Below are 23503 nucleotides of genomic sequence, written 5' to 3' on the forward strand. Positions count from 1 at the left end.
AAAACAAACCGACACAGATTTTTTAAATCAAAAAATATGAAAAAGAAAATTTTAATATTTACAACATTGGTTTGCATGGGAATGATGAATTCCTGTAAAGATAAATTTCTGGAAACTACGCCGCTTGGCGTTGGGAACGAAACGATGCTTGCCAACAAAACGGGTGTAAATGCCGTATTGATAGGCGCTTACAGCTTATTGGACGGCGTTGGTTCTGGTGGCACGTATTTCTCGGCCGTAAGTAACTGGATATACGGAACCGTTGCCTCAGACGATGGTTACAAAGGAAGTGACGTAGGTGACCTTGCCCAAATAACAACGATTGAAAAATATATTCCGCAGGCAGACATTGGTGGTTACAACGAAAAATGGGTTGCATTGTATGATGGCGTTTCACGTTCCAATGACGTTTTGCACCTGATCGCAAAAGCTACCGATATGACCGAAGCTGAAAAATTGCAGGCAACCGCAGAAGCAAGATTCCTTCGCGGCTGGTACCATTTTGAAGCAAAAAAAATGTGGAACATGGTTCCTTATGTTGATGAAGCCGTAACCGATTATATCAACCTGCCAAACGATAAGGATATCTGGCCAAACATTGAGGCTGATTTCCAGTTTGCTGTGACCAATCTTTCCGCTACCAAAGCACAGGTGGGAAGAGCCAGCAAATGGTCTGCGAAAGCCATGCTGGCGAAAGTACATATGTACCAAAGCGACTACACAGCAGCAAAACCTTTGCTTGTCGACATCATTTCTGCTGGTCCTTTTTCTTTGGTTGCGAATTATCATGACAATTTCAGAATTGCTACGGAAAACAACAGCGAATCTGTTTTTGAAGTACAAATGTCAGTCGCTGACGGTGGTAGCGGGGAAAACGGAAGCTGGGGTGATAACCTGAACTTTCCTTACGGATCAGGTCCCGGCGGATGCTGCGGATTTTATCAGCCTTCTCAAAATCTTGTGAATGCATTCAAAACGGATGCCGCAGGTTTGCCTCTTCTGGACACTTTCAATGATACAGATGTTAAAAATGACGAAGGTTTAGCGTCAAGCGATGCGTTCACTCCGTATGACGGAACATTGGATCCAAGATTGGACTGGACGGTTGGCCGTCGTGGTTTACCTTTCCTTAACTGGGGAGTTCACCCTGGCAAAAACTGGATCCGTGATCAAAGCTTTGCAGGACCTTATACCTTCAAAAAGTTTTTTGCTAACAGCGGTGATAACGCCGGCGCAGAATCACCTCGCGCCAATGCTAACAATTACCGTGCGCTTCGTTTTGCCGATCTTCTTTTGATGCGTGCTGAAATTGCAGTTGAAGAAAGTGATCTTACTACCGCTTTGACAATCGTAAATCAGATCAGAACACGTGCTGCAACCGAAATTGTGAAAAAAGATGACGGAACACCGGCAGCAAATTATCTTGTAAAACCTTACTCAGCTTTTGCGAGCCAGGATTATGCAAGAAAAGCAGTACGTTTCGAACGCCGTCTTGAATTGGCAATGGAAGGTCACCGTCACTTTGATCTGGTTCGCTGGGGAAATGCAGACGTTGTTCTTAACGCATACATCGCCAAAGAAAGCAAGAAAAGAACATACCTGACGGGTGCTACATTTAAGAAAGGGAGCAGTGAATATTTCCCGATTCCGCAGGCACAAATTGATATCATGGGATCAACTATCCTGAAACAAAATCCATAATAAAACAATTTGCCGGGTGCGGACCAGTACCCGGCGAATTAATTAAAACTATTCCTACCCTTAATTTTTACTATTCCTATTCATAACTACTTCCCTTAACAAGGAATTACAATATCAATTAAATGCCGGTCTTGGAAGAATTCAATGGCCTGTAAATAATTAAAAGAGTATATCATAATTTTCTTCTGTAGTTATGAAAGTGCGTTTCCTGTGGGAGCGCACTTTTTTAATGTTTTATGAAAGAGAAATTACTAATCAGGCCAAGTGACACTTTTACGAAAATCCGTATCAAGGTTAGGAATTTTTCGCAAATTTGATGAAACATAGATTTTACTTCGATACATCTGTTTTTGGTCGAGTATTTGACACTGAGTTTGAAAAGGAGTCAATAATTCTTTTTGAAAAAGTCAATTTAGGACAGATTCAATGTATCTATTCTGATTTGACGGAAAATGAAATATCAAAGGTACCAGAAAGAATAAGAGCATTTTTTCTTGACTTAGAAGAAGATCAGAAACAATTGGTGAAAGTTACACCAGAAGCTTTTCAACTTGCACAAACCTATATTTCTAAAAATGTTGTTGGGCAAACTAGTTTAGATGACTGTATTCATATCGCAGTAGCAACTTTAAGTAAAGTAGATGTTTTAGTAAGCTGGAATTTCAAGCACATTGTTAATGTCCATAGAATTCATGGTTATAATTCTGTAAATTTACAGCTAGGACACAAAATCCTTAATATTTGTTCACCCAAAGAAATAATTGGCGATGAAACCTACAAATAGTAAATTGAAGGAATTTGACACGGTCAAAACATTTCGAAAAATCAAAGACAAAATCTCAAAAGACATACAAAATATGTCCTATGACGAATTGCAGTCTTATTTACTTAAAACAAAACTAACAGCATTGAACAAAAGCTAACTTCTATTACGCTTCGAAGATCCCCGCACGATCAGCTCCGTTTTCAGCACCTTTTCATTAGGTAAAATCATCTCTTCCTCCGACTCTATTAACTGTAAAACCCACTGCGCCGATGTTTTACCGATTGCATGGGTTGGCTGTCGTATCGTCGTCAATCCGGGACCAATGTAAGCAGATTCAGGATTGTCGCTGAAACCTACAACACCCAGTTCATCCGGAATCCTGATTCCTTTTTCCAAAGCCATCAGCACAATTTCAATGGCAGAAGAATCATTAACAGCAAAAATTGCATCCGGCCTGCTTTCCAGATCCAGCAAATATTTTCCATAAATCCTGGCTTTTTGCTGCGAAAACATACCCTGGATCACCATATTCTCCTCAATATTTTTTCCATATTTTTCCATCGCCGCCCGATACCCGCGCAAACGTTCCCTGCTCACAAGTAAATTAAGCGGGCCGCCTAAATGAGCAATGCGTTCATAACCGTTCAGGATCAAATGTTCCACAGCTAAAAAAGATCCTTCAAAATCGTTTACAACCACTTTTGGAGCCGATACATAATCGCAGACCCGATTGAAAAGTACAAGCGGAATTCCCCTTTTCTCAAACACTTTCAGGTGATCATAGTTATTGGTTTCCTGCGTCAGGGAAATCAGTAAACCGTCAATCCTGTTGGCAAGCATTGCCTTGGTATTGGAAACTTCAATCGGATAAGATTCGTTCGACTGCATGATCGTGAGATTATAACCTGCTTCCGTCAAAAGCTCATGCGCGCCAATAATGATGTTTGGAAAAAATGAATTTGTAAACTCCGGCACAATCATCCCGATCGTGTTGGTCCGGCTTTTTACAAGATTGTAGGCCAACTGATTTGGCTGATAATCCAGCTGCGCAGCCATTTCCAAAACTGCGTTTCGCGTTTCCGGGCTTATATCTGCATGTCCATGCAACGCCCGGGAAACCGTAGAATTCGAGACACCCGTGGAACGGGCAATATCAATAATGGTGGTTTGATGCCTTCGGCTGTTTTTTATGGGCGCGATTTGATCCGGATTTGAAAGCGTAAAAAAGTAATTGCAGTCTTTACAAACATAACGCTGTTTGTTCCGCACATAACCTGCTTTCATTATCGATCCTACTTCGGAGCACTTCGGACAAGAGATCATTGTATTATTTCAATATATCGTCAAACAATCATAAAAATACTTCTCAAAGATATTAAAAATACTTTCTATAAAATTTTCATATAAAAAATAATCATAACCATATATCGGTAACGTATCCGCAAACGTTACCGATACTTTTTGTGATAATCCGTGATATTTCAGCGTTTTTTTACTCTTGACAAAACTTTTCTCCTTCCTATATTCAAGTAATAATTCCTGTTTTCAATCAAAAAAGGCATTCTCCTGAATCTTTTCCGACTTAGAAAACATCAGCCATACAACCAAACAAATTGAACTATTTCAATTTTACGCTACTATCAAAACCCTTTTAACTATGCTCAAAAATTTATGTAAAATCACTTTTCTCATTCTTCTGGTCATGGCGGCATCGGGGAAATTCCTATATGCACAGGATGGGACTGTCAAGGGGAAAATTATTGACGAGACCGGTCAGCCTATTCCTGGGGCAAGTATTACTGTGAAGGGATCGCAACAGGGAACCCTCTCCAATGTCGATGGAACTTACTCATTGACCGCTTCTGCCCAGTCAACGCTTGTTTTCTCGTTTGTTGGTTATTTAAAAGAAGAAGTTGCGGTGAATAATAAAACAACGGTGGATATTACTCTAAAAATAGATCAAAAAGCGTTGGACGAGGTAGTCGTTGTAGGCTATGGAACACAGCGAAAAATTGAAACCACGGGTTCAATTGCTTCCGTAAAGGCATCAGATTTGGTACAAACTCCCGTTGTAAACATTGCTCAGGGATTGCAATCCCGCATTTCCGGCGTTCAGATTAATCAAAACTCGGGTTCTCCCGGTGGAAATATCAGTGTAAGAATTCGTGGAACAAACTCCATCAACGGAACTTCTGAACCTCTGTATGTTATTGATGGAATCCAGATTTCAAACAGTGGGGGAATTACGGATGTAAGTCCTCTTTCGACTATTAATCCAAACGATATTGAGTCGATTGAAATTCTTAAAGATGCTTCATCATCAGCGATTTACGGTTCAAGAGCAGCCAATGGCGTCGTACTTATCACAACAAAAAGAGGTAAAACAGGGGCGACACGTGTAACGTATGATGGCTATTATGGCACACAGAAAGTTAGAAAAACCTTACCTGTTTTAGACGCTTCACAATTTGCACAATTGGAAAATGAAGTATTTAAAAATAATTACTACAAGGATCCGGCTTCACTTGGTAAGGGGGTTAACTGGCAGGATATTATTTTTAGGGAAGCACCTATTCAAAATCATCAGCTTTCTATCAATGGCGGTTCGGAAAAAACGCAGCTGGCACTTTCTTTGAATTATTTCAATCAGGATGGTATCATTATAAATTCCAATTTCAAAAGGTATTCTTATCGTCTGAATGTTGATCACAAAGTCAGCAAGCGTATCAAAATCGGCACCAGTATTCTGGGAAGTTACAATGTCAACAATGGAATTACAACAGGCTCGGAGACCATTGGCGACGCCGGTGTGGTAACAGGCTCAATCCTTGGCTCTGCCCTGGGTGCACCTCCAACCTTGCAGCCTTACCATGCAGATGGCAGTGTTTTCCCTTTTGGAGAACAAGCCGCGGGGCAATATCGGGAAGTAACAAATCCATTAAATTTCGCTTCCATGCTTAACCGTACCGCCATCAACCGTACGCTGGTTAATCTTTATGGTGAAGTTTCTTTGTTCAAAGGATTGTCATACCGTGCGTCTTTTAATGCTGATTTGCAAAGCAGTTTGCAGGACCGTTATTCGCCAAGATCCATTATCGCGAAAAACGATTTAAGTGATAATTCAGGTTCTGGTTACAAGAAAAATGCTAATTCGAAATCGTTACTCCACGAAAGCATCCTGACTTATGCCACTCAGCTCGCCCCAAATCATTCTTTAAAAGCAACGGCGCTTTTTGCAACACAAATTGAATTATTTAATCAAAATGAAATTAGTGCGACAGGTTTTCCAAATGACGCTACTAGAAATGAAGCACTTCAGTTGGCTTTAACCCGTACCGTTACCAGTACCCGCAACAGCCAGCGACTGGATTCCTACATGGGCAGGATTAATTACGGTTTTAAGGATAGATTTTTTGTCGATCTGACAGCACGTGTGGATGGTTCTAGCAAGTTTGGAGCCAATCATAAATATGGAGTTTTTCCGGCAGTATCTGCCGCTTATCGTTTGATTGAAGAACCCTTTATCAAAAATGTCACGTGGCTTTCTGATCTGAAAATTCGAGGAAGTTATGGTGTAACCGGAAATGCCGGTGGTATTAATCCTTATCAATCTTTGGCAACGGTTTCTGCGCAAGGTGCTGATTATAATATCAACCATACTTATATAACAGGGATTAACCCATCCGGTATCTCAAATCCGGATTTGCGCTGGGAAAAATCCAAACAAGCCAATATTGGTATCGACGTCAGTTTGTTGAATAACAGATTAAGTCTTATCGCCGATGTTTACCAAAAACGGACGGATGATTTATTATATGTAAAAGCCTTACCGCTTAGTTCAGGTTACGCCAACATTACCGGAAACTTTGCTTCTCTTCAAAATAAAGGTCTGGAACTTGCTGCTAATGCCAGAATTCTTGACGGCGCTTTCACCTGGAATGTTTCAGGAAATATCACTTTCAACCGCAATAAAGTACTAGGCCTCGACGGCGGACTGACGCAGGAAAGATTCATTACAGCTTACACCGTTCTGAAAGTTGGACAGCCGCTTGGTTTGATCAAAACCTATGTTTTCGATGGAATTAATCAAACCGGAGATGCTATCCTCCCGGGCTACGACGGCAGACTTGGCGGACATAAAGTAAAAGACGTGAACGGTGATGGGAAAATTTCGGCTGATGACCAGGTTGTTACCGGAAATCCAAATCCTAAATTCATTTACGGCTTCTCAACCAACGCCAGTTACAAGCATTTTGACCTGAGCGTATTTATTTCTGGTTCGCAAGGAAATGATATCTATAACGCAAGTCGCCTTTCTTTCGAAAATCCGGGTGGAGGCAGAAACATGCTGGCCGGTTTGGCAGATCGCTGGACACCTACAAATCCTAATAACGAATATGCCAGCGCATACGTCAGCGGACGTCTGCCGGTAACCAATCATTTTGTTGAAAACGGATCTTACATGCGTGTCAAAAACATTTCTCTTGGGTATACTTTGCCAAAAATAAAGGGAATTCAGCAGATCAGGATTTACGCCAGTGTCAACAATTTACTCACAATTACAAAATACAGCGGCTTTGATCCCGAAGTGAATACCTATGCAGGTTCCAATACCGTCATCGGTGTAGACAACCTTGTCTATCCGCAGGCAAAATCACTTTTAGGTGGTCTGCAAATCACGTTCTAAGCCTTATTTCCCTATTTAAAACTGAATCTGATATGAAACCGTTGTTTTCATCCAACATAAAATTTTCCTCTGCCGGACTGTTAATTTGCATGTTTTTACTCAATGCATGTCAGCTGGACGAGACAATCTATTCTTCTATTTACACCGAAGCATTTTACAAAACGGCTGCGGATGCCGAAAAAGGGCTTATTGCCGCTTACGATCCTTTGGCTGATATGTATTCCGGGCCGGCTTGTACGTTAGTGCCGGATTTCAGCGACGACCAGACCTATCCCCGAGGCGTTGTAGGCAGAAATACGCTGACACTTTTCACGTACGATGTCAATTATACAACCCAAAAAACAAATTCCAGGACAAGTGAATCTCCGCAACAGATCTGGGCTTCTGGCTACGATGGGATTGAAAAAGCAAACTGGATCATTGCCAAAGTTCCGGCTGCAACGATGGACGCTACCCGCCAAAAACAAATTATCGGGGAAGCCTATTATTTACGTGCTTTTTACGAATGGACTTTGACAAAAAACTTTGGTGATGTTCCTGTAAAAATAACGCCCAGTTATTCGGCTGACGATGCTGTTGTAGGTAAAAGTCCAAAAGCCGATGTGTACAAACAAATTTACGCCGATCTTGACCAGGCACTAACGGCCGGACTTCCATCCTACCCGAGTGTTGACAAAGGGCGCCCGTCCAACGAAGTGGTAAATGCACTTTATGCCAAAGCTGCTTTATATAACGAAGACTGGGCCAAGGCACTGGAAAAAGCAAAAACGGTGATCAATTCCGGAAAATATTCTTTGATGCCGGACGTCCGCGACACTTATCGTTACGACAAAGAAGATGCTGCCCGCGCAGAAAATATGTGGGCTTTTGAAGTGGATCCGTTAACACAAACCCGTTCGCATCAGCTGACAAGTTTAATGGGCCCAACAGGTAGCGCGGCACCGGAATATGCGAAAACATCATATGGTTCCATGTTTGCCTATCAGTCATTTTACAATTCTTTCAGTCCGTCGGATAAGCGCAGATTGTTGCTTGACACGACATATACAGACAAAACGGGAAAAACAATTGCTCAAAAAAATATCACACCAATAACAACTGACGCGGTTTTGATCAAAAAATATCAGGATCCGGTTTCTACGGTTGGGATGATTCCTAACATTCCAATTTTTCGTTTGGCGGATATGTATTTGATCGCTGCAGAAGCGGAAGCAAAGTTGAACGGAGCTACGGGAGTTGCTTATGGATTTATCAACATCATTAGAAAACGTGCAGGATTAGCTGATCTGCAAACAGGATTAAGCAAAGAAGCATTTGTTGACGCAGTTATACAAGAACGTGCCTGGGAATTTTTCGCAGAAGGTGACCGCTGGTATGATTTAACACGTACAGGGAAATTTATGACAGCGATTCCAAAAGCCGTAAACAGTGTTTATCCGGTTCGCACGCCAACCGCCAAAAACAAATATTTCCCGATTCCGCAGGACGAAATTTATGCTAATCCAAAATTGGTACAAAATCCCGATTGGCAATAATCCAACAGATTTATAAACTATAACAGATGTCTGTAAACATTTCCCCAAAAGTCTTTTCTTAGGAAACCAATCTTGAAAATGAACTACCTGTTTCTTCCTTTCCTAATGCTCGTTTCTTCTTTTTCCCTGACCGGGAAACAGTATAAAAACGGTCTTGAAGTGTCAGTAAAGACAGAGATAAAGTTTAATAAAGAAATTCGTGAGTTCAACATTATCGAAAATGATACGCTTCAATATACTTTAAAACTGAAACTTGATGATTCCGGAAGACCCCAATATTTCTTCCGGAATATTTTCACACCGGTTTGTTATACCAATGAATGCAAACCGGTGCATATTAATTTTTATTGGGATCTTTTAGGGAATTATATAAGGTATGATTTGCCAGAAGGAAAAGTCCTCACCAAAGTTGATCACGAAGAGTTCAAAGCCGAAGATTACGAAAAATTACAGGATATTCTGGCCAAACAAAATTCCATTTTTGCTGATTTGAAAATGGAAGATCTCATCACAAAAGGAACGGATGAATTGTCTGATTCGGTGGATGCAAAAACCGGAGCAACTCTTAAAACAATCAAAAACGAGGTTATTGACGGAGCGGTTTATACCTGTTTTACCCTATGGAAAATTGCTTATGGAAAGGCGGTTGCGGAAATGCTAAAAATCACAGAATCATATAAAAACGACGAAATGCTTCATGCTTTTCTGGCTGATAAAAATTATCATTACCAGTATTGGGCGATGGAAAATGTGATTCAAAAAGATGGCCGTGTCTTAAAATCTTTCGAGCCGGATATAGAAAAAATTATTGCCGGAAAAAATCTTTTTACTGCGAGAACAGCTTTGCAAAAAACAGGTAGTGATTTTTTTTCAAAACCACTAAAACAAAACTGGCTTTGGGAAACATTTCAGTCAGCCACCTATCCAATGCAGATCGCAATTTTGAAAAAACTTTCGACTATTCCTTTAAACCAAACCTTGACAGAAAAGATCGCAAACGGCCTGGTTGTATCGAATGACGAACAACGAAAGTTAAAACTTGATCTTTTGAAAAAGCAGACCAAACTCTCGGATAAAAGTCGAAAAATCCTGGCTGGAACTATTGATGACTAAAGTCTGGAAAGTGAGAGACCTCGCCACACCCAAGGCTAAAGCCTTGGGTTAATAAAAGGCTCCACCTCGAAATAGTGTAAAAGCTCCTAATCCACCGCACAAGACTTCGATTTGAAGTTATAGATGACTGAAACTGGGGAAGTACGGAGACCGGGCCGAAAATGCAGAAATTGATTTTATATGTCCATTAGCCAAAATCCACAACTAAGGTTTCAACCTTAGACAAAGCACTAACCCAAGGCTTCAGCCTTAGGAACAAATACTAACCCAAGGCTTCAGCCTTAGGAACAAATACTAACCCAAGGCTTCAGCCTTGGGGCGAATCAACAACCAACGATCAGCATTCAGGGTTTCAACCCTGAATGCAGGAAACAAATCAAAAAAGTAAAAAATAAATCTGATACCAATGAGCCAGGAAATCGAAAACTAACCTAAGGTTTCAACCTTAGGCATAACACTAACCCAGGGCTTCATCCTTAGGAACAAATACTAACCCAAGGCTTCAGCCTTGGGGCGAATCAATAACAAACGATCAACATTCAGGGTTTCACCCCTGAATGCAGGAAACAAATCAAAAAAGTAAAAAAATAAATCTGATACCAATGAGCCAGGAAATCGAAAACTAACCTAAGGTTTCAACCTTGAGCATAACACTAACGCAGGGCTTCAGCCTTGGGGCGAATGAACGACCAACTATCCGTATTCAGGGTTTCAACCGTGAATGTCAGAAACAAACTAAAATACATATGAGAAACTACCTAACCCTATTTCTTCTACTATTCACCTTGCAGCTCTCCGCGCAAAACCACGTTTTTGTTGAAACAGAATCCTTTGAAGACAAAGGCGGCTGGGTTATCGATCAACAATCTTTTGTGGTGATGGGCTCGTCTTACCTGATGGCGCATGGCATGGGCCGAGCGGTAAAAGATGCATCAACAACCATAAAATTCACAAAAAAAGGAAAATATCATATTTGGGTTCGTACCAAAGACTGGGCACCATTTCCAAAAGGACCGGGAAAATTCCAGGTTAGTATTGATGGGAATCCTCTAAAGCAAGTTTTTGGAGAAAGCGGCTCTGATGAATGGAAATGGTATGATGCGGGCGAAGTCGACATAAAAACGGAAACAATCAAATTATCCATGAAAGATCTGACCGGTTTTAACGGTCGCTGCGATGCAATTCTCTTCACGGACGTTCCAAAATTCACCCCGCCGAATAAACTTGAAGAATTATCCGCTTTCCGTAAAAAACTTTTAAATCTGCCTGATTCACCGGTTGCTGCCGGACATTTTGATATGGTGATCGTGGGCGGCGGCGTTGCCGGAACGTGTGCAGCTGTTTCGGCTTCGAGAATGGGATTAAGGGTAGCGCTGATCCAGGACCGCCCGGTTTTAGGTGGTAATAATAGTTCGGAAATCCGTGTGCATCTGATGGGTGATGTTGATAAAAATTACTATCCCAAACTGGGAAGAATTGTTAGAGAAATGGACAACGGAGATCCGGGAAATGGAAATCCTGATGCAAAAGAATACGGCGACGCCAGAAAAACTTCTATTGTAAAAGCAGAAAAAAACATTTCGCTTTTCCTTAATACTTATGTGTACAAAGTTGAAAAACAAAATGATATTATTACCGCAGTAGTAGGAAGAGATATCATCACGAATAAAGAAACCCGCTTCGAAGGCTCGTTCTTTGCGGACTGTACAGGCGATGGAACCATCGGATATCTGGCCGGCGCAGAATTCCGCATGGGAAGAGAAAGCAAAGCCGAAACGGGTGAATCACTTGCCGCAGATAAAGCAGATAATTTCACCTTGGGAACTTCAAATCTCTGGGCTTCGCTTCCTCGTGATACCGTTACAACTTTTCCCGAGACACCCTGGGCACTACAATTTTCAGATGAATATCACATCGATAATACCAAGGCAGACTGGGAATGGGAAACTGGTTTTGGCAATTTTAACACCATAACGGATGCCGAAAAAATTCGTGACCATAACCTGCGTGCGATTTATGGAAACTGGTCTTATTTGAAAAATCACAAATCACAGAAATATGCCAAACAGGAACTTGCCTGGGTGGCTTATATCGGTGGAAAAAGAGAGTCGCGCAGAATTATTGGCGACCATATCCTGAACCAGATGGATATTCAGGAAGGCAAACAATATCCGGATGGTTCGGTAACGGCTACCTGGACAATTGATCTTCATTTCCCCGACGCTAAAAACAGCAAATATTTTGAAGGCCAGGAGTTTTTTGCAGGTACCAAACATATCAAAGTAGCTCCGTACACCATTCCTTACCGCTGTCTTTATTCCAAAAATATCCAAAATCTTTTCGTTGCCGGGAGAAATATCAGCACTACACACGTAGCGTTTGGCAGTACACGCGTAATGAGAACCTGCGGTATGATGGGTGAAGTCGTGGGCTTTGCAGCGTACCTGACCACAAAATATAAAACCACGCCAAGAGGAGTTTATCAGGATCACTTACCTGAACTAATGTCAATTCTAAAAGGAGAAACCATTGAAGCTCAGCCGTAATATTTCTAACTATTAGCCATGATCAAAATCATCGGATTTTTCCTTTTCATCATTTCAACTTTGCTATCGCCCAAAACTGCGATGGCAAATTGTTATGACCTTCCGATGATATCGATTCAGGGAGAAGCGCAGGGTACGACTTATCATATCAAATATTTTGACCAAAAACAGCGGAATATTAAAATCGATATTGATTCCATTTTACTGGATTTTGATACATGTCTGTCACTTTACAGATCAGATTCCGAGCTTTCCGATTTTAATAAATCAACCTTTTATCAATTTAAATCTCCCTATTTTTTTCCTGTCCTTAAAAAGTCAAAGGAAGTTTACGAAGCTACAAATGGTGCTTTTGATCCTACCATTTTGCCTCTTGTTATTGCTTATGGTTTCGGCCCAAACAAGAGCAAAAATCCGAAAAATACCGATATCAACGCTTTGTTGAAACTAATAGACTTTAAAAATATTCTATTCGATTCCATAGCTGTCAAAAAAACAAAACCTGGTATTCAGCTTGATTTCAATGGTATCGCACAAGGATATTCTGTTGACATAATCGGCGATTTTCTGGTCGGCCTTGGTATCAATCAATTTATGGTAGAGATCGGTGGTGAAATTCTTTGTAAGGGATACAAAGCCGACAATAAACCATGGGTTACAGGTATTGAAAATCCATTAAAACCAGGTTCTCTTTTTTGTTCCGTTCAACTTTCCGACCGTGCGATGACAACCGCCGGAAATTACAGAAACCATTTTGAAAAAGACGGACAGGTTTTCAATCATATTATCAATCCGAAAACCGGTTCCATGGAACAAAGTTCTTTGCTGAGTGTGACGGTTTTTGCCAGCGATGCCATTACCGCCGACGGTTATGATACCGCATTTTTCGTCATGGGACTTGAAGAAACCAAGCGTTTTTTGAGCGAACGAAAAGACATAGACGTCTGCATTTTATACAGCGACGACGACGGGAAACTGAACACTTATTTAACCGACGGAATAAAAAATTTAATCAAAGTATTGTAAACGTTTTCTCATGAGATATTACCTGACGATATTTTCCTTTCTGATTTCTATCCTTACCGCTTTTGGTCAAATGCCGAAAACAGTGACACTGGGTAATAAAACTGTGCAAATTGTCTGGCTAAAAGCTGCGGAAGGTTATCGTATTCAAAAAGTGGCCGTTAATAAAAACGGAAAGTGGATCTCAGATTTGACTCCTTCCGGCGAATACACATTATTATTTTCAGAATCGAAACCTTCATCCGAATCGGCAGAAACTTTTGACAAAATAACAGGCGGCAAATTCCCGGAAGATGCCTACCATTATCAGCAGGAACAATGGAAAGAAAGCACAACAGCAGTTTCTTTGAACACCGCTGGGAAAGCCTATCATTTTTTCCCTTCTAAACTAAAAATAATTAATAAAAATCATATTCAATTTACACAGGAAACAGAAATCGCCACCATCATCGCTGATTGGAAACTGGATGAAAAATATGCTTCCGATATTTATGTATCTCAAAAACTAATTCCAAAAAGAAAAGGATTTTTCTCTCTGGCAACACCAACATTAGCGGTTTTGGAAAAGGAAAAAATGAGCTGGGTTTCTGTTCCCGGTTATTTTCAGGGGAATTTTATGCAGGAAAATTTTGCTTTGGCCTATGCTTACGGCCATGGAGTTCCAAATCGGCCAGTCATTTATCGTGAGCGCTGTGCGAGTACGTTGAGTCCGCTCATGAGTAGTAAAAGTGGATTAACGTTATCCATTATCCCCGAACCGGGTTTGGCGCGTGATCCCTGGGCGAAAGACAAGATAACCCAGACTGACTGGTTTATTGGTTTATCTCACATGAACCGGAAAGCTGGGTTATCCCCTACTTTGTATTATCCTGTTTTAGGTGAAGAAAAATCTGAAAGGGAAATTGGGCAGGAAATAAGTTACGGATTTCGTTACAGTTTAATTTCAGGCGACTGGTTTCAGGCACTGAATCATGCCATTTACGATGTCTATAATTTCAAAGAAGGACTGGCGCTTCGCCAGAGCACCCAATCTTTGTCGGATCGTATTGAAAAAATGCATCAGTATCTGATTGATCCGAAAACTTCGCTTTGGAATATTGAAGAATATAAAGGCAAACAAATAGGAGCTCAATCTTACCTTGGCGGTGTTGTCGGTTCGAATAAAGATGCCATGAAAAATTCGGATTATGGTGCGATGTGGATGCTTGCGCACGAAACCAAAGATTCGGAGCTAACCCAAAAAGTGCTTCCGCCGGCAGAGAATTTCAAACTGGTTCAACAAATAACGGACGACGGTTTTTTCAAAGGTGCTATTGAAGGACAATATTACCTGGCAAAAAGTAAAAAGTTTGTCGAGGAATGGGGTTCGGTTGTTGAACCCATTGGCCTGACCTATTACATCATGCTGGACATCGGGAACATGCTGCTTTTTGAACCTGATAATAAAGAATTAAAAGACAGATTAAAACTCGGCGCGGAGAAACTTCTTACATGGCAAAAACCAGACGGAAGTTTTGCCGTGGCCTATGACCGGAAAACGGAAGAAGAAATATTCAAGGATATTAAAGATGTACGTCCTACTTTTTATGGTTTGCTGGTCGCTTACCGGATTTTGAAAGACGAAAAATATCTGAAAGCAGCGCAAAAAGGTGCCGACTGGTTTATCAAAAACGCTGTTGAAACGGGTTCGTTTCTGGGTGTTTGCGGTGATGCGCGTTATGCACCGGATTTTGCAACCGGACAATCAGCTCAGGCCTTGCTTGATCTTTTTGATAAAACAAAAGACGAACGCTATAAAAAAGCCGCTATAACTTCTGCAAAAATTTATGTCGGTTCAATTTACACCCACCCAATTCCTTCCCGAAAAATCAAGATTATTAATGGTGTTGAACGGGAAGACTGGGAGATAAGCCAGGCCGGGTTAAGCTTTGAACATGGCGGGATATTTGGCTCTGCAACGCGTCATGGCCCTATCCAACTAGCCAGCCACGCCGGACTTTTTATCAGAATGTACAAAATTACCGGTGAACAGATTTTTGCTGATCTGGCAAGATCAGCCGCTATTGGGCGTGATGCTTTTGTTGATCCAAAAACGAGTGTCGCTTCATATTACTGGCAATCAATGAATAAAGGTGCCGGGCCTTATCCGCATCACGCATGGTGGCAAATCGGCTGGATTACAGATTATTTATTGTCTGAAACTGAATTGAGATCTGATGGAAAAGTTAGTTTTCCGAGAGGATTTGTGACACCAAAAGTTGGCCCGCACCAGACTTATGGTTTCGAAGCCGGATCGATTTATGGTGAAAAGGCAAATCTCGTAATTCGTGAAGGTTTTATCCAAAATGACAAACCGATTGTTGATTACATTCTGGCAGAAAATGGACAAAAAAATGAAGCATTTATTATCCTATTGAATGATCGTTCGCAGCCTACATCCGGCAAAATCACTTTAAATTCAGAAAAGTGGATACCCGGAAAAAAGATATCAAAAATCCGGAATCTGAAATCAAACCAAACAATCACAACTTCTGACAATTCCATTCCCTACAACATTCCGGGTTTTGGTATTGAAGTGATTGCTGTTCAGTTTGACTAAAAAATCAGTTTAAAAAATTTAATTCACATTACACGCCTGAACGCTTGAACTCACCCATTGATACCGCCGTCATTTTTATCTTTTCGGCCTTCGTTTTATTTATCGGAATGCTTTTCGTCCGAACAGGCCGGAATATGAAATCTTTCTTTGCAGGAGGAGAATCCGTGCCCTGGTTTATAGGCGGTTTATCTCTTTTTATGAGCTTTTTCTCCGCAGGAACCTTCGTGGCCTGGGGCGCCATTGCTTATAAATATGGCTGGGTTTCTGTCACCATTCAATGGACGATGTGTATTGGTGCACTGATCACGGGAATCTGGCTGGCACCAAAATGGAAAGCAACAGGCGCATTGACAGCCGCAGAATTTGTGAAAGAACGACTGGGATTAACTGTACAAAAAACGTTCATCTACATTTTTACACTGGTTTCACTTTTTATTAAAGGTTCAGTTTTATATCCGGTTGCCAAACTTGTGAGTGTTTCCCTTGGATTTCCATTAATACCAAGCACCATTGTTTTGGGGATTATGATGATCGCTTATACAGCCGTTGGCGGATTATGGGCGGTAATGGTGACAGATATTCTTCAATTTGTAATTTTAACAGCAGCCGTTTTTATTATTTTACCCTTGTCATTAAATGCTGCTGGTGGCTGGGAAGCGGTAACGACAAAAGCGCCTGATGGGTTTTTCGATTTGTTAAATGGTGAATACACGTTCGGATTTATCATTGCTTTTACGCTTTACCACATTTGTTATATAGGTGGAAACTGGACTTTTGTGCAGCGTTATACCAGCGTCGACAGTGGTAAATCAGCCAGAAAAGTTTCCTTTCTTTTTGCAGGTTTATATCTGATCAGCCCGATCATCTGGATGTTGCCTCCGATGATTTACCGTACTATTAATCCTTCCCTGGTAGGTCTGGATACTGAAAATGCTTATTTAAAAGTTTGCCAGCTGGTTTTACCTCCGGGTTTAATGGGACTGATGCTAACTGGTATGTATTTCTCAACATCGGCGTCCGCCAATACAACTTTGAATGTCGTATCAGCCGTTTTTACAAATGACATTTATAAGGGAATGATCAACCCGGGCGCTTCTGACAAAAAGCTGATGTCCATTGCGCGTTTATCATCACTGGTATTCGGAATCGGGATGATCATTATTGCGCTGCTTGTCCCTGCCGCTGGTGGAATTGTTGAGGTTGTTTTAAGCATAGGCGCCGTTACTGGCGGCCCACTTTTAGCTCCTGGACTTTGGGCTTTATTTTCAAAAAAATTAACCGGAAAAGCAACGCTCCGGATAACGGGTTCTACCTTATCGGTCAATTTACTTTTCAAAATCATTTTGCCTTTAACGGCAGGCTTCAAATTAAACCGTTCTGAAGAAATGCTTCTGGGCATTGGTTTGCCAATCATTTTATTAGCACTTAATGAATGGCTCATAGCCAGAAAAACAGCTGCCAGTTCAGAATACGAAGTTTATCAAGCCGTGTTGGCGCAAAGAAAATTTGATTATCTGGAAAGCTCAGACGAAGAAAAAACGGAGGCGCGCAGACAAAATCAATTTGGCTTACGGGTAATTGCAGGAGCACTTGCTTTCACCGCTTTTTTGCTATTTATTCTAAGTGCGTTAACAACGATCGGCTCTTCCCTAACAGCAGCGATAGCATTTGGAATTCTTTTAACGGCCATCATTCCCTGGCGGGCATCCCGAAAAATCAAGCTCGTTTCTACGGAAACAAAAGACCAAACCCTCCACTCCTAAAACCGTAAATCACTTATTATCATGTCAATAAAAAAAATATTTCTATTCCTGACGTTATTATTATCATCAAACTTATCTTCTTTTGGTCAATATAAAATCAGTCAGTCAAATGCCATTCCCCTGCACGGCGAATGGTCTTTCGCGCTGGATCCTGCCGAAATGGGACAGATTGGTAAATGGTATGAATCCAAAGTGGAGAGCAATCGTTTTGACAAAGTAACCGTTCCTCATTGTTTCTCCGCAGACCTGAGATACCAGTTTTATAACGGAACGGTTTGGTACAGAAAAACTTTTCCATGGAAAACGACTGCCGGAAAACGCATCATTCTGCATTTTGATGCCGCTTATTATAAAACCAACATCTGGCTAAATGATCAAAAAGTGGGTGTGCATGAAGGCGGTTACACGCCATTCAGCTTTGATATTACAGACTTTTTGAAAGACGGAGATAATCTGCTGGCTGTTTCTGTAAACAACGATACCTGGAAAGTTGGTACTATTCCGGGAGCAAAAGATAACAACAAAATCAACGACGCCTTTATGGGCTGGGTTAATTACGGCGGACTGATCCGTCCGGTTTATTTAACCGTTGAACCCGAAGTTTATGCGGATAATGTAAAAATTGAAGCGGTGCCGGATCTTGCGAAAGGAACGGCCGTATTAACTACAAAACTGAGAATTAAAAATGCATCGAAACAGACAGTTTCTCCAAAAGTAAATTATGTAGTTCAATTCAAAGACAAAGTCGTTGCACTGAATTGGAAAATTAAATCAGCCACCATTTCAGCTGGACAAACGGGTATTATTGAAGCGGAAACAAATCTTTCCCCGGCGCAGATAAAACTCTGGAATCTGGATGAACCAAATCTTTATAATCTTACCGCTACGGTCGGCTCTGATACAATCTCTTCAAATTTTGGAATCAGAAAAGTTGAAATAAAAAATGCGCAACTGCTGCTTAATGGGAAATCGCTTCGATTGGGCGGTGGAAATCGTGTTGTCGATTATCCGGGTTTAGGGTCAATGGAACCCGATTGGTTGGTGGAAAAAGATTTCCGTTTAATGAAAGAAGCCGGAATGGAATTTCAGCGACTGACGCATTATACACCTTCCGAATATTTCTATGAGCTGGCGGATAAATATGGAATGCTGATCATCTCCGAAGCAGGAAACTGGCAGCTTACGCCCAGACAAATGGACAATGACAGTATGCGTACAAAATTTCGTTCCCAGTTTCGTGAAATGGCCGAACGCGACTGGAATCATCCAAGCATTATTGCTTACAGCGTTGGAAATGAGTACGAATCAAAATCTCCTGCCGGACTAAAATGGACCAAAGATATGATCGTAAATGCAAGGGAACTCGATCCAACCAGACTATATACTTTCGCCAGCATGTTTTTAAATACGTTTCCAGAAAAACCGGAAGACGAAGCCAGTCAGTATGTCGATTTTATTTCTTCCAATACGTATGGAAATCATGCAAAAGTCCTTGATCATATCCACAAATTATACCCCGAAAAACCAATCCTGATTAGTGAATGGGGCGCAAGAGCAGATAATAAAGATGGTGAAATTGGTCAGGCGCAGCATGTACGTGATGTGATAGCGGAAGTAAGAAAAAGACCATATGTGATCGGGACTTCCTGGTGGACTTACAATGATTATCAAAGCCGCTACCACGGAACAAATGCCAACGGATACCGTCCGTGGGGAATTGTTGGCCCGGACAGATCTCTACGACCCGCCTATAAATCTTATCAGGAAGAAATGTCACCAGTTTTAATTGAAAAAGTGAATTTTAAATCAGGTGAACAGGGTTTACATCAACTGGTTCTGAAACTGACTGCCCGTAATGATTTCCCATCTTATGCAATCCATGGTTATTCATTGAAAACGTCAAATGGAACCTATATTATTCCTGATCTAAATCCCGGAGAAAGTAAAGAATTTACAATTCTGCTGACTGGATTTGACAAAAAACTATTACTAACGCTCATGAAGCCAACTGGTTATTCTGCCGGAATTAAAGAAATCGAGCTAAAATAATTCAAACTATAAATACGACTGGGAAATAATGATTCAAGGCCGAATCCCCACCCTAACGCTATTAACCAATGATAAGAGAAGAATTCATCTACAAAAGATCACCAAAAACCATAGCTCTTGAAGCAGATTTAGTAATCGTCGGAGGTGGATTGACGGGAACCTGCGCGGCGATCACCGCGGCACGGACAGGAATGAAAGTAATTGTTGTTCAGGACAGACCGGTTTTGGGCGGAAATGCGTCAAGTGAAGTCCGGTTATGGGTTTTAGGCGCCACTTCGCATATGGGAAACAACAATCGCTGGGCACGGGAAGGTGGTGTGATCAATGAAATCATGCTGGAAAATATTCACCGGAATCCCGATGGAAATCCGCTGATTTTTGATACCGTTTTGCTGGAAAAAGTGGTGGAAGAAAAGAACATTACTTTACTTTTAAATACAGCTGTTTTTGATCTTGACAAATCTTCGGAAGATACAATTTCAGCCGTCCACGCTTTTTGCAGCCAGAATAGTACGCAGTACAAAATCAGCGCTCCTTTGTTTTGTGACGCCTCCGGCGATGGAATCGTAGCCTTTCTGGCAGGCGCGGCATTCCGTATGGGTGCAGAATCTCAGGAAGAGTTTGGTGAAAAATTCGCGCCGGATAAAGCATATGGCGAACTTCTGGGGCACTCGATGTATTTCTACTCGAAAGATGTTGGTCGACCGGTGAAATTTACGCCTCCGTCTTTTGCCTTGCAGGACATTACCCAAATTCCCCGTTACAAAACGTTCAATCCAAAAGATTTTGGCTGTCGGTTGTGGTGGCTGGAATATGGCGGACGGCTGGATACCGTTCATGATACCGAAACAATTAAGTGGGAATTATGGAAAGTGGTTTACGGCGCCTGGAATTATATTAAAAATTCCGGCTTATTTCCCGAAGCCGAAACCATGACTTTGGAGTGGGTTGGTACCATTCCGGGAAAACGGGAAAGTCGCCGTTTCGAAGGCGATTATATGCTTAAACAGCAAGATATTGTCGAACAAAAACAATTCGAAGATACGGTTGCTTTTGGTGGATGGAGTATTGATTTGCATCCGGCCGATGGAATTTATAGTGATCAGGCGGGTTGTAATCAGTGGCATGGAAAAGGCGTTTTCAGCATTCCTTATCGTAGTTATTACAGCAAAAACATCAATAACCTTTTCATCGCCGGGCGTATAATAAGTACGACACACGTGGCTTTTGCTTCCACGAGAGTAATGGCTACGAGCGCGCATGGCGGACAAGCTGTGGCTATTGCTGCTTCATTGGCAAAGAAATATAGCATTTCACCAAGAGAAGTTGGAACGCTTCATTTGGAAGAATTGCAGCGGGAATTGATCAAATCAGGCCAGTATATTCCACATTTGAAATTATCAGATTCCGAAGATCTTCTTCAAAAAGCGATCAATATCCAGGCAAGTTCAACTTTAAAATTGAAAGAGATTCCGGGTGTTGATCACTGGGCCCCTATTGTCCATTCGGTTGCACAAATGTTACCGGTTACCGTTGGTAAAATGCCTTCGGTTACGGTTTCGGTTGATGCTGATGAAGAAACGGAGCTGGCAATTGAATTGCGAAAAAGCAGTAAACCGTTCAATCATACACCGGATGTTACGCTTCAAACGAAAACGGTTTCATTGAAAAAGGGAAAACAGGAAATTACGTTAGACTGGGAAGTTGAGTTCGATCATTCGTGTTATGTTTTCGTTTGTTTTATAAAAAATGAAAATATCAAAATTCAGTATAGCGAGGCGCGGATTTCAGGGATCTTAACAGTTTTTAACGCAACAAATCCTGCTGTTTCGAATTATGGAAAACAGGAACCAACGGAAGATATTGGGGTGGATACCTTCGAATTCTGGTGTCCGCAACGCAGACCCGGGGGAAGAAATATTGCCATGAAACTGGGTGATGAGATAAATCTTTTTGAAACCGAAAATTTAAAAAACGGACTGCAACGTCCGATCGAAAGTCCAAATGCCTGGGTTGCGGATTATGCCGACAAAAACCCAACTATTAATATCGATTGGGCAGAGCAGACAAAAATCTCAACCATCGAATTTGTCTTTGATGCGGATTATGATCACCCGATGGAAAATGTTATTTTCATTCATCCCGAAACCGTCATGCCCTTTTGTGTTACGGAAGTCAAAGTTTACAACGACAAAAACGAACTCATCGGATCGATCGAAAATAATCATCAAAACATTAGAACAATTACGTTAAGCGAACCCGCTTCGACGCAAAAACTCAAAATTGAACTGGCTAATTCAAATGAAAATACGCCTGTTTCGTTGTTTGAAATCCGGTGTTATTGAGTCTGGATTTTTAGTGTATAATCGTTTAAAAAATGACGGATCTTCGGGCCCGTCATTTTTTGTTCTTTGAAAGCTAATATTTTGATGCTAAATTTGCACCTCATTTAGCAAACATTAGTTTGCTATTTTATTAATACTTTACTCTATCATAATACTATACTAGATAGACTTTGAAGGACGCATCAGAATCATTGCCCTCATTAGAAGTTAAGGAGCCAGTTAATTGGGAATCCCTGGAAGTCGCTTACATTGCAAGTGGTGATCCTGAGGAAGATCGCCGTTTGGCTGCTATCGCAAAGGAACAGGGGAAAGTTGTTTTTCTGCCTGATTTACCGGAAGAATCGGATTCCCGTTTCAATAAGGTTATGCAAAAGGTTGAACAGCAAAACGCTGCTTTTGACGCACCTAAGAATAATCCAAAATCATCACTTTCCTGGGATACCATTCAGAACAAGATCTGGGCTGCCACATTGCGCAAAAGAAGCCGAACAGAAATTGGGATGAACTTGTTCGCAGCCATCGCTTTGATGATTGTCGGCCATTTGGTTTTTACCTATATCACCTACGACAGACTTTCCGTTCTTTGGGATGAACTTGAACTGAATGAAAGCTTTTTCTACTACATTCTTGGCGGTTTTATAGCGCAAATGATTGATGGCGCCCTGGGTATGGCTTATGGCGTAACGTCTGCTACGTTTCTGCTTACACTCGGTGTTCCTCCTTCGGCTGTTAGTGCCAGTGTACACGCTTCGGAGATCTTCACAAGCGGCGTTTCGGGTTATATGCACCTTAAATTTGGAAACGTAAATAGCAAATTATTCAAGAAAATACTGATACCCGGTGTTATTGGCGCTATTGCTGGTGCTTATCTGTTAACATCACTCGAACAATATATTTACATCATCAAGCCATTAGTGGCAGTCTATACCTTAATTCTGGGAATTCTTATCATCCAGAAAGCGTTAAAGAAACGGATTGAAAAACGACCAATCAGACAGATCGGATGGCTGGCATTTGCCGGCGGATCGCTGGATTCAATCGGCGGCGGCGGCTGGGGGCCTATTGTAACGTCAACATTAATTGCAAGAGGCCGTCACCCAAAATATACGATCGGATCTGTGAATTTGGCGGAGTTTTTCGTGTCGCTGGCAAGTTCAGTTACCTTTATAACGCTGATCGGGTTTTCACACTGGCAGGTCGTTTTAGGATTGATTTTGGGAGGAATGGTTGCGGCGCCGATCGCGGCAAACCTTTCCCGGAAATTACCAATAAAAACAATGATGATCATGGTAGGAACCATTGTTATCATCGTGAGTTTGAGAATAATTTATATGGTGGTTTTTTAGCGGTTAGCAGTTAGCTTTTAGATCCGGACC

At 41.4% G+C, this 23503-nt stretch carries 13 protein-coding genes; 12 read left to right on the forward strand and 1 reads right to left on the reverse strand.

Annotated elements, in window-relative coordinates; translation table 11 throughout:
- The first annotated feature begins 36 nt into the window (after positions 1–36).
- Entirely contained in the window at positions 37–1701 is a 1665-nt protein-coding gene (locus FDK13_RS04175; protein ID WP_137338736.1) for a RagB/SusD family nutrient uptake outer membrane protein, read from the forward strand.
- A 316-nt stretch (positions 1702–2017) separates the two neighbouring features.
- Complete coding sequence (locus FDK13_RS04180) at positions 2018–2485, forward strand: PIN domain-containing protein (protein WP_137338737.1); 468 nt, start codon at positions 2018–2020, stop codon at positions 2483–2485.
- 135 nt (positions 2486–2620) lie between these two features.
- Here FDK13_RS04180 and FDK13_RS04185 read toward each other — a convergent pair whose 3' ends face one another.
- Entirely contained in the window at positions 2621–3790 is a 1170-nt protein-coding gene (locus FDK13_RS04185) for a LacI family DNA-binding transcriptional regulator (RefSeq protein ID WP_137338738.1), read from the reverse strand.
- Between the two features lie 334 nt (positions 3791–4124).
- On the opposite strand from FDK13_RS04185, the gene FDK13_RS04190 reads away from it, so the two are divergent.
- From FDK13_RS04190 to FDK13_RS04235, 10 genes are all read left to right on the forward strand, one after another.
- On the forward strand, positions 4125–7154 hold the full coding sequence (locus tag FDK13_RS04190) for a SusC/RagA family TonB-linked outer membrane protein (RefSeq protein WP_137338739.1): 3030 nt from the start codon (positions 4125–4127) through the stop codon (positions 7152–7154).
- 89 nt (positions 7155–7243) lie between these two features.
- Positions 7244–8689, forward strand: coding sequence for a RagB/SusD family nutrient uptake outer membrane protein (locus FDK13_RS04195; RefSeq protein ID WP_137339273.1), 1446 nt, complete (start codon positions 7244–7246; stop codon positions 8687–8689).
- A gap of 78 nt (positions 8690–8767) precedes the next feature.
- Positions 8768–9802, forward strand: coding sequence for a hypothetical protein (locus FDK13_RS04200; protein ID WP_229215897.1), 1035 nt, complete (start codon positions 8768–8770; stop codon positions 9800–9802).
- 746 nt (positions 9803–10548) lie between these two features.
- A complete protein-coding gene (locus FDK13_RS04205) occupies positions 10549–12348 on the forward strand; it encodes an FAD-dependent oxidoreductase (RefSeq protein ID WP_137338740.1) in 1800 nt (599 codons plus the stop codon).
- A gap of 18 nt (positions 12349–12366) precedes the next feature.
- The gene (locus FDK13_RS04210; protein WP_229215898.1) at positions 12367–13374 is read left to right on the forward strand and encodes an FAD:protein FMN transferase; all 1008 of its coding nucleotides are present in this window, start codon (positions 12367–12369) and stop codon (positions 13372–13374) included.
- Between the two features lie 10 nt (positions 13375–13384).
- Positions 13385–15970 carry a glycoside hydrolase family protein gene (locus tag FDK13_RS04215; RefSeq protein WP_137338741.1) on the forward strand — a complete coding sequence of 862 codons (2586 nt, stop codon included), beginning with the start codon at positions 13385–13387 and terminating at the stop codon, positions 15968–15970.
- A 44-nt stretch (positions 15971–16014) separates the two neighbouring features.
- Positions 16015–17733: a sodium:solute symporter family protein gene (locus tag FDK13_RS04220; RefSeq protein ID WP_137338742.1), complete on the forward strand. Its 1719-nt coding sequence runs from the start codon at positions 16015–16017 to the stop codon at positions 17731–17733.
- A gap of 21 nt (positions 17734–17754) precedes the next feature.
- Positions 17755–19782, forward strand: a complete 2028-nt coding sequence (locus FDK13_RS04225; protein ID WP_137338743.1) for a glycoside hydrolase family 2 protein — start codon at positions 17755–17757, stop codon at positions 19780–19782.
- 68 nt (positions 19783–19850) lie between these two features.
- Positions 19851–22127, forward strand: coding sequence for an FAD-dependent oxidoreductase (locus FDK13_RS04230; protein WP_137338744.1), 2277 nt, complete (start codon positions 19851–19853; stop codon positions 22125–22127).
- Positions 22128–22297: 170 nt separating this feature from the next.
- Entirely contained in the window at positions 22298–23473 is a 1176-nt protein-coding gene (locus FDK13_RS04235; protein WP_137338745.1) for a sulfite exporter TauE/SafE family protein, read from the forward strand.
- Positions 23474–23503: the final 30 nt, after the last annotated feature.

Origin of the sequence: Dyadobacter frigoris (assembly GCF_005280585.1) — a bacterium.
Lineage (GTDB): Bacteria > Bacteroidota > Bacteroidia > Cytophagales > Spirosomataceae > Dyadobacter > Dyadobacter frigoris.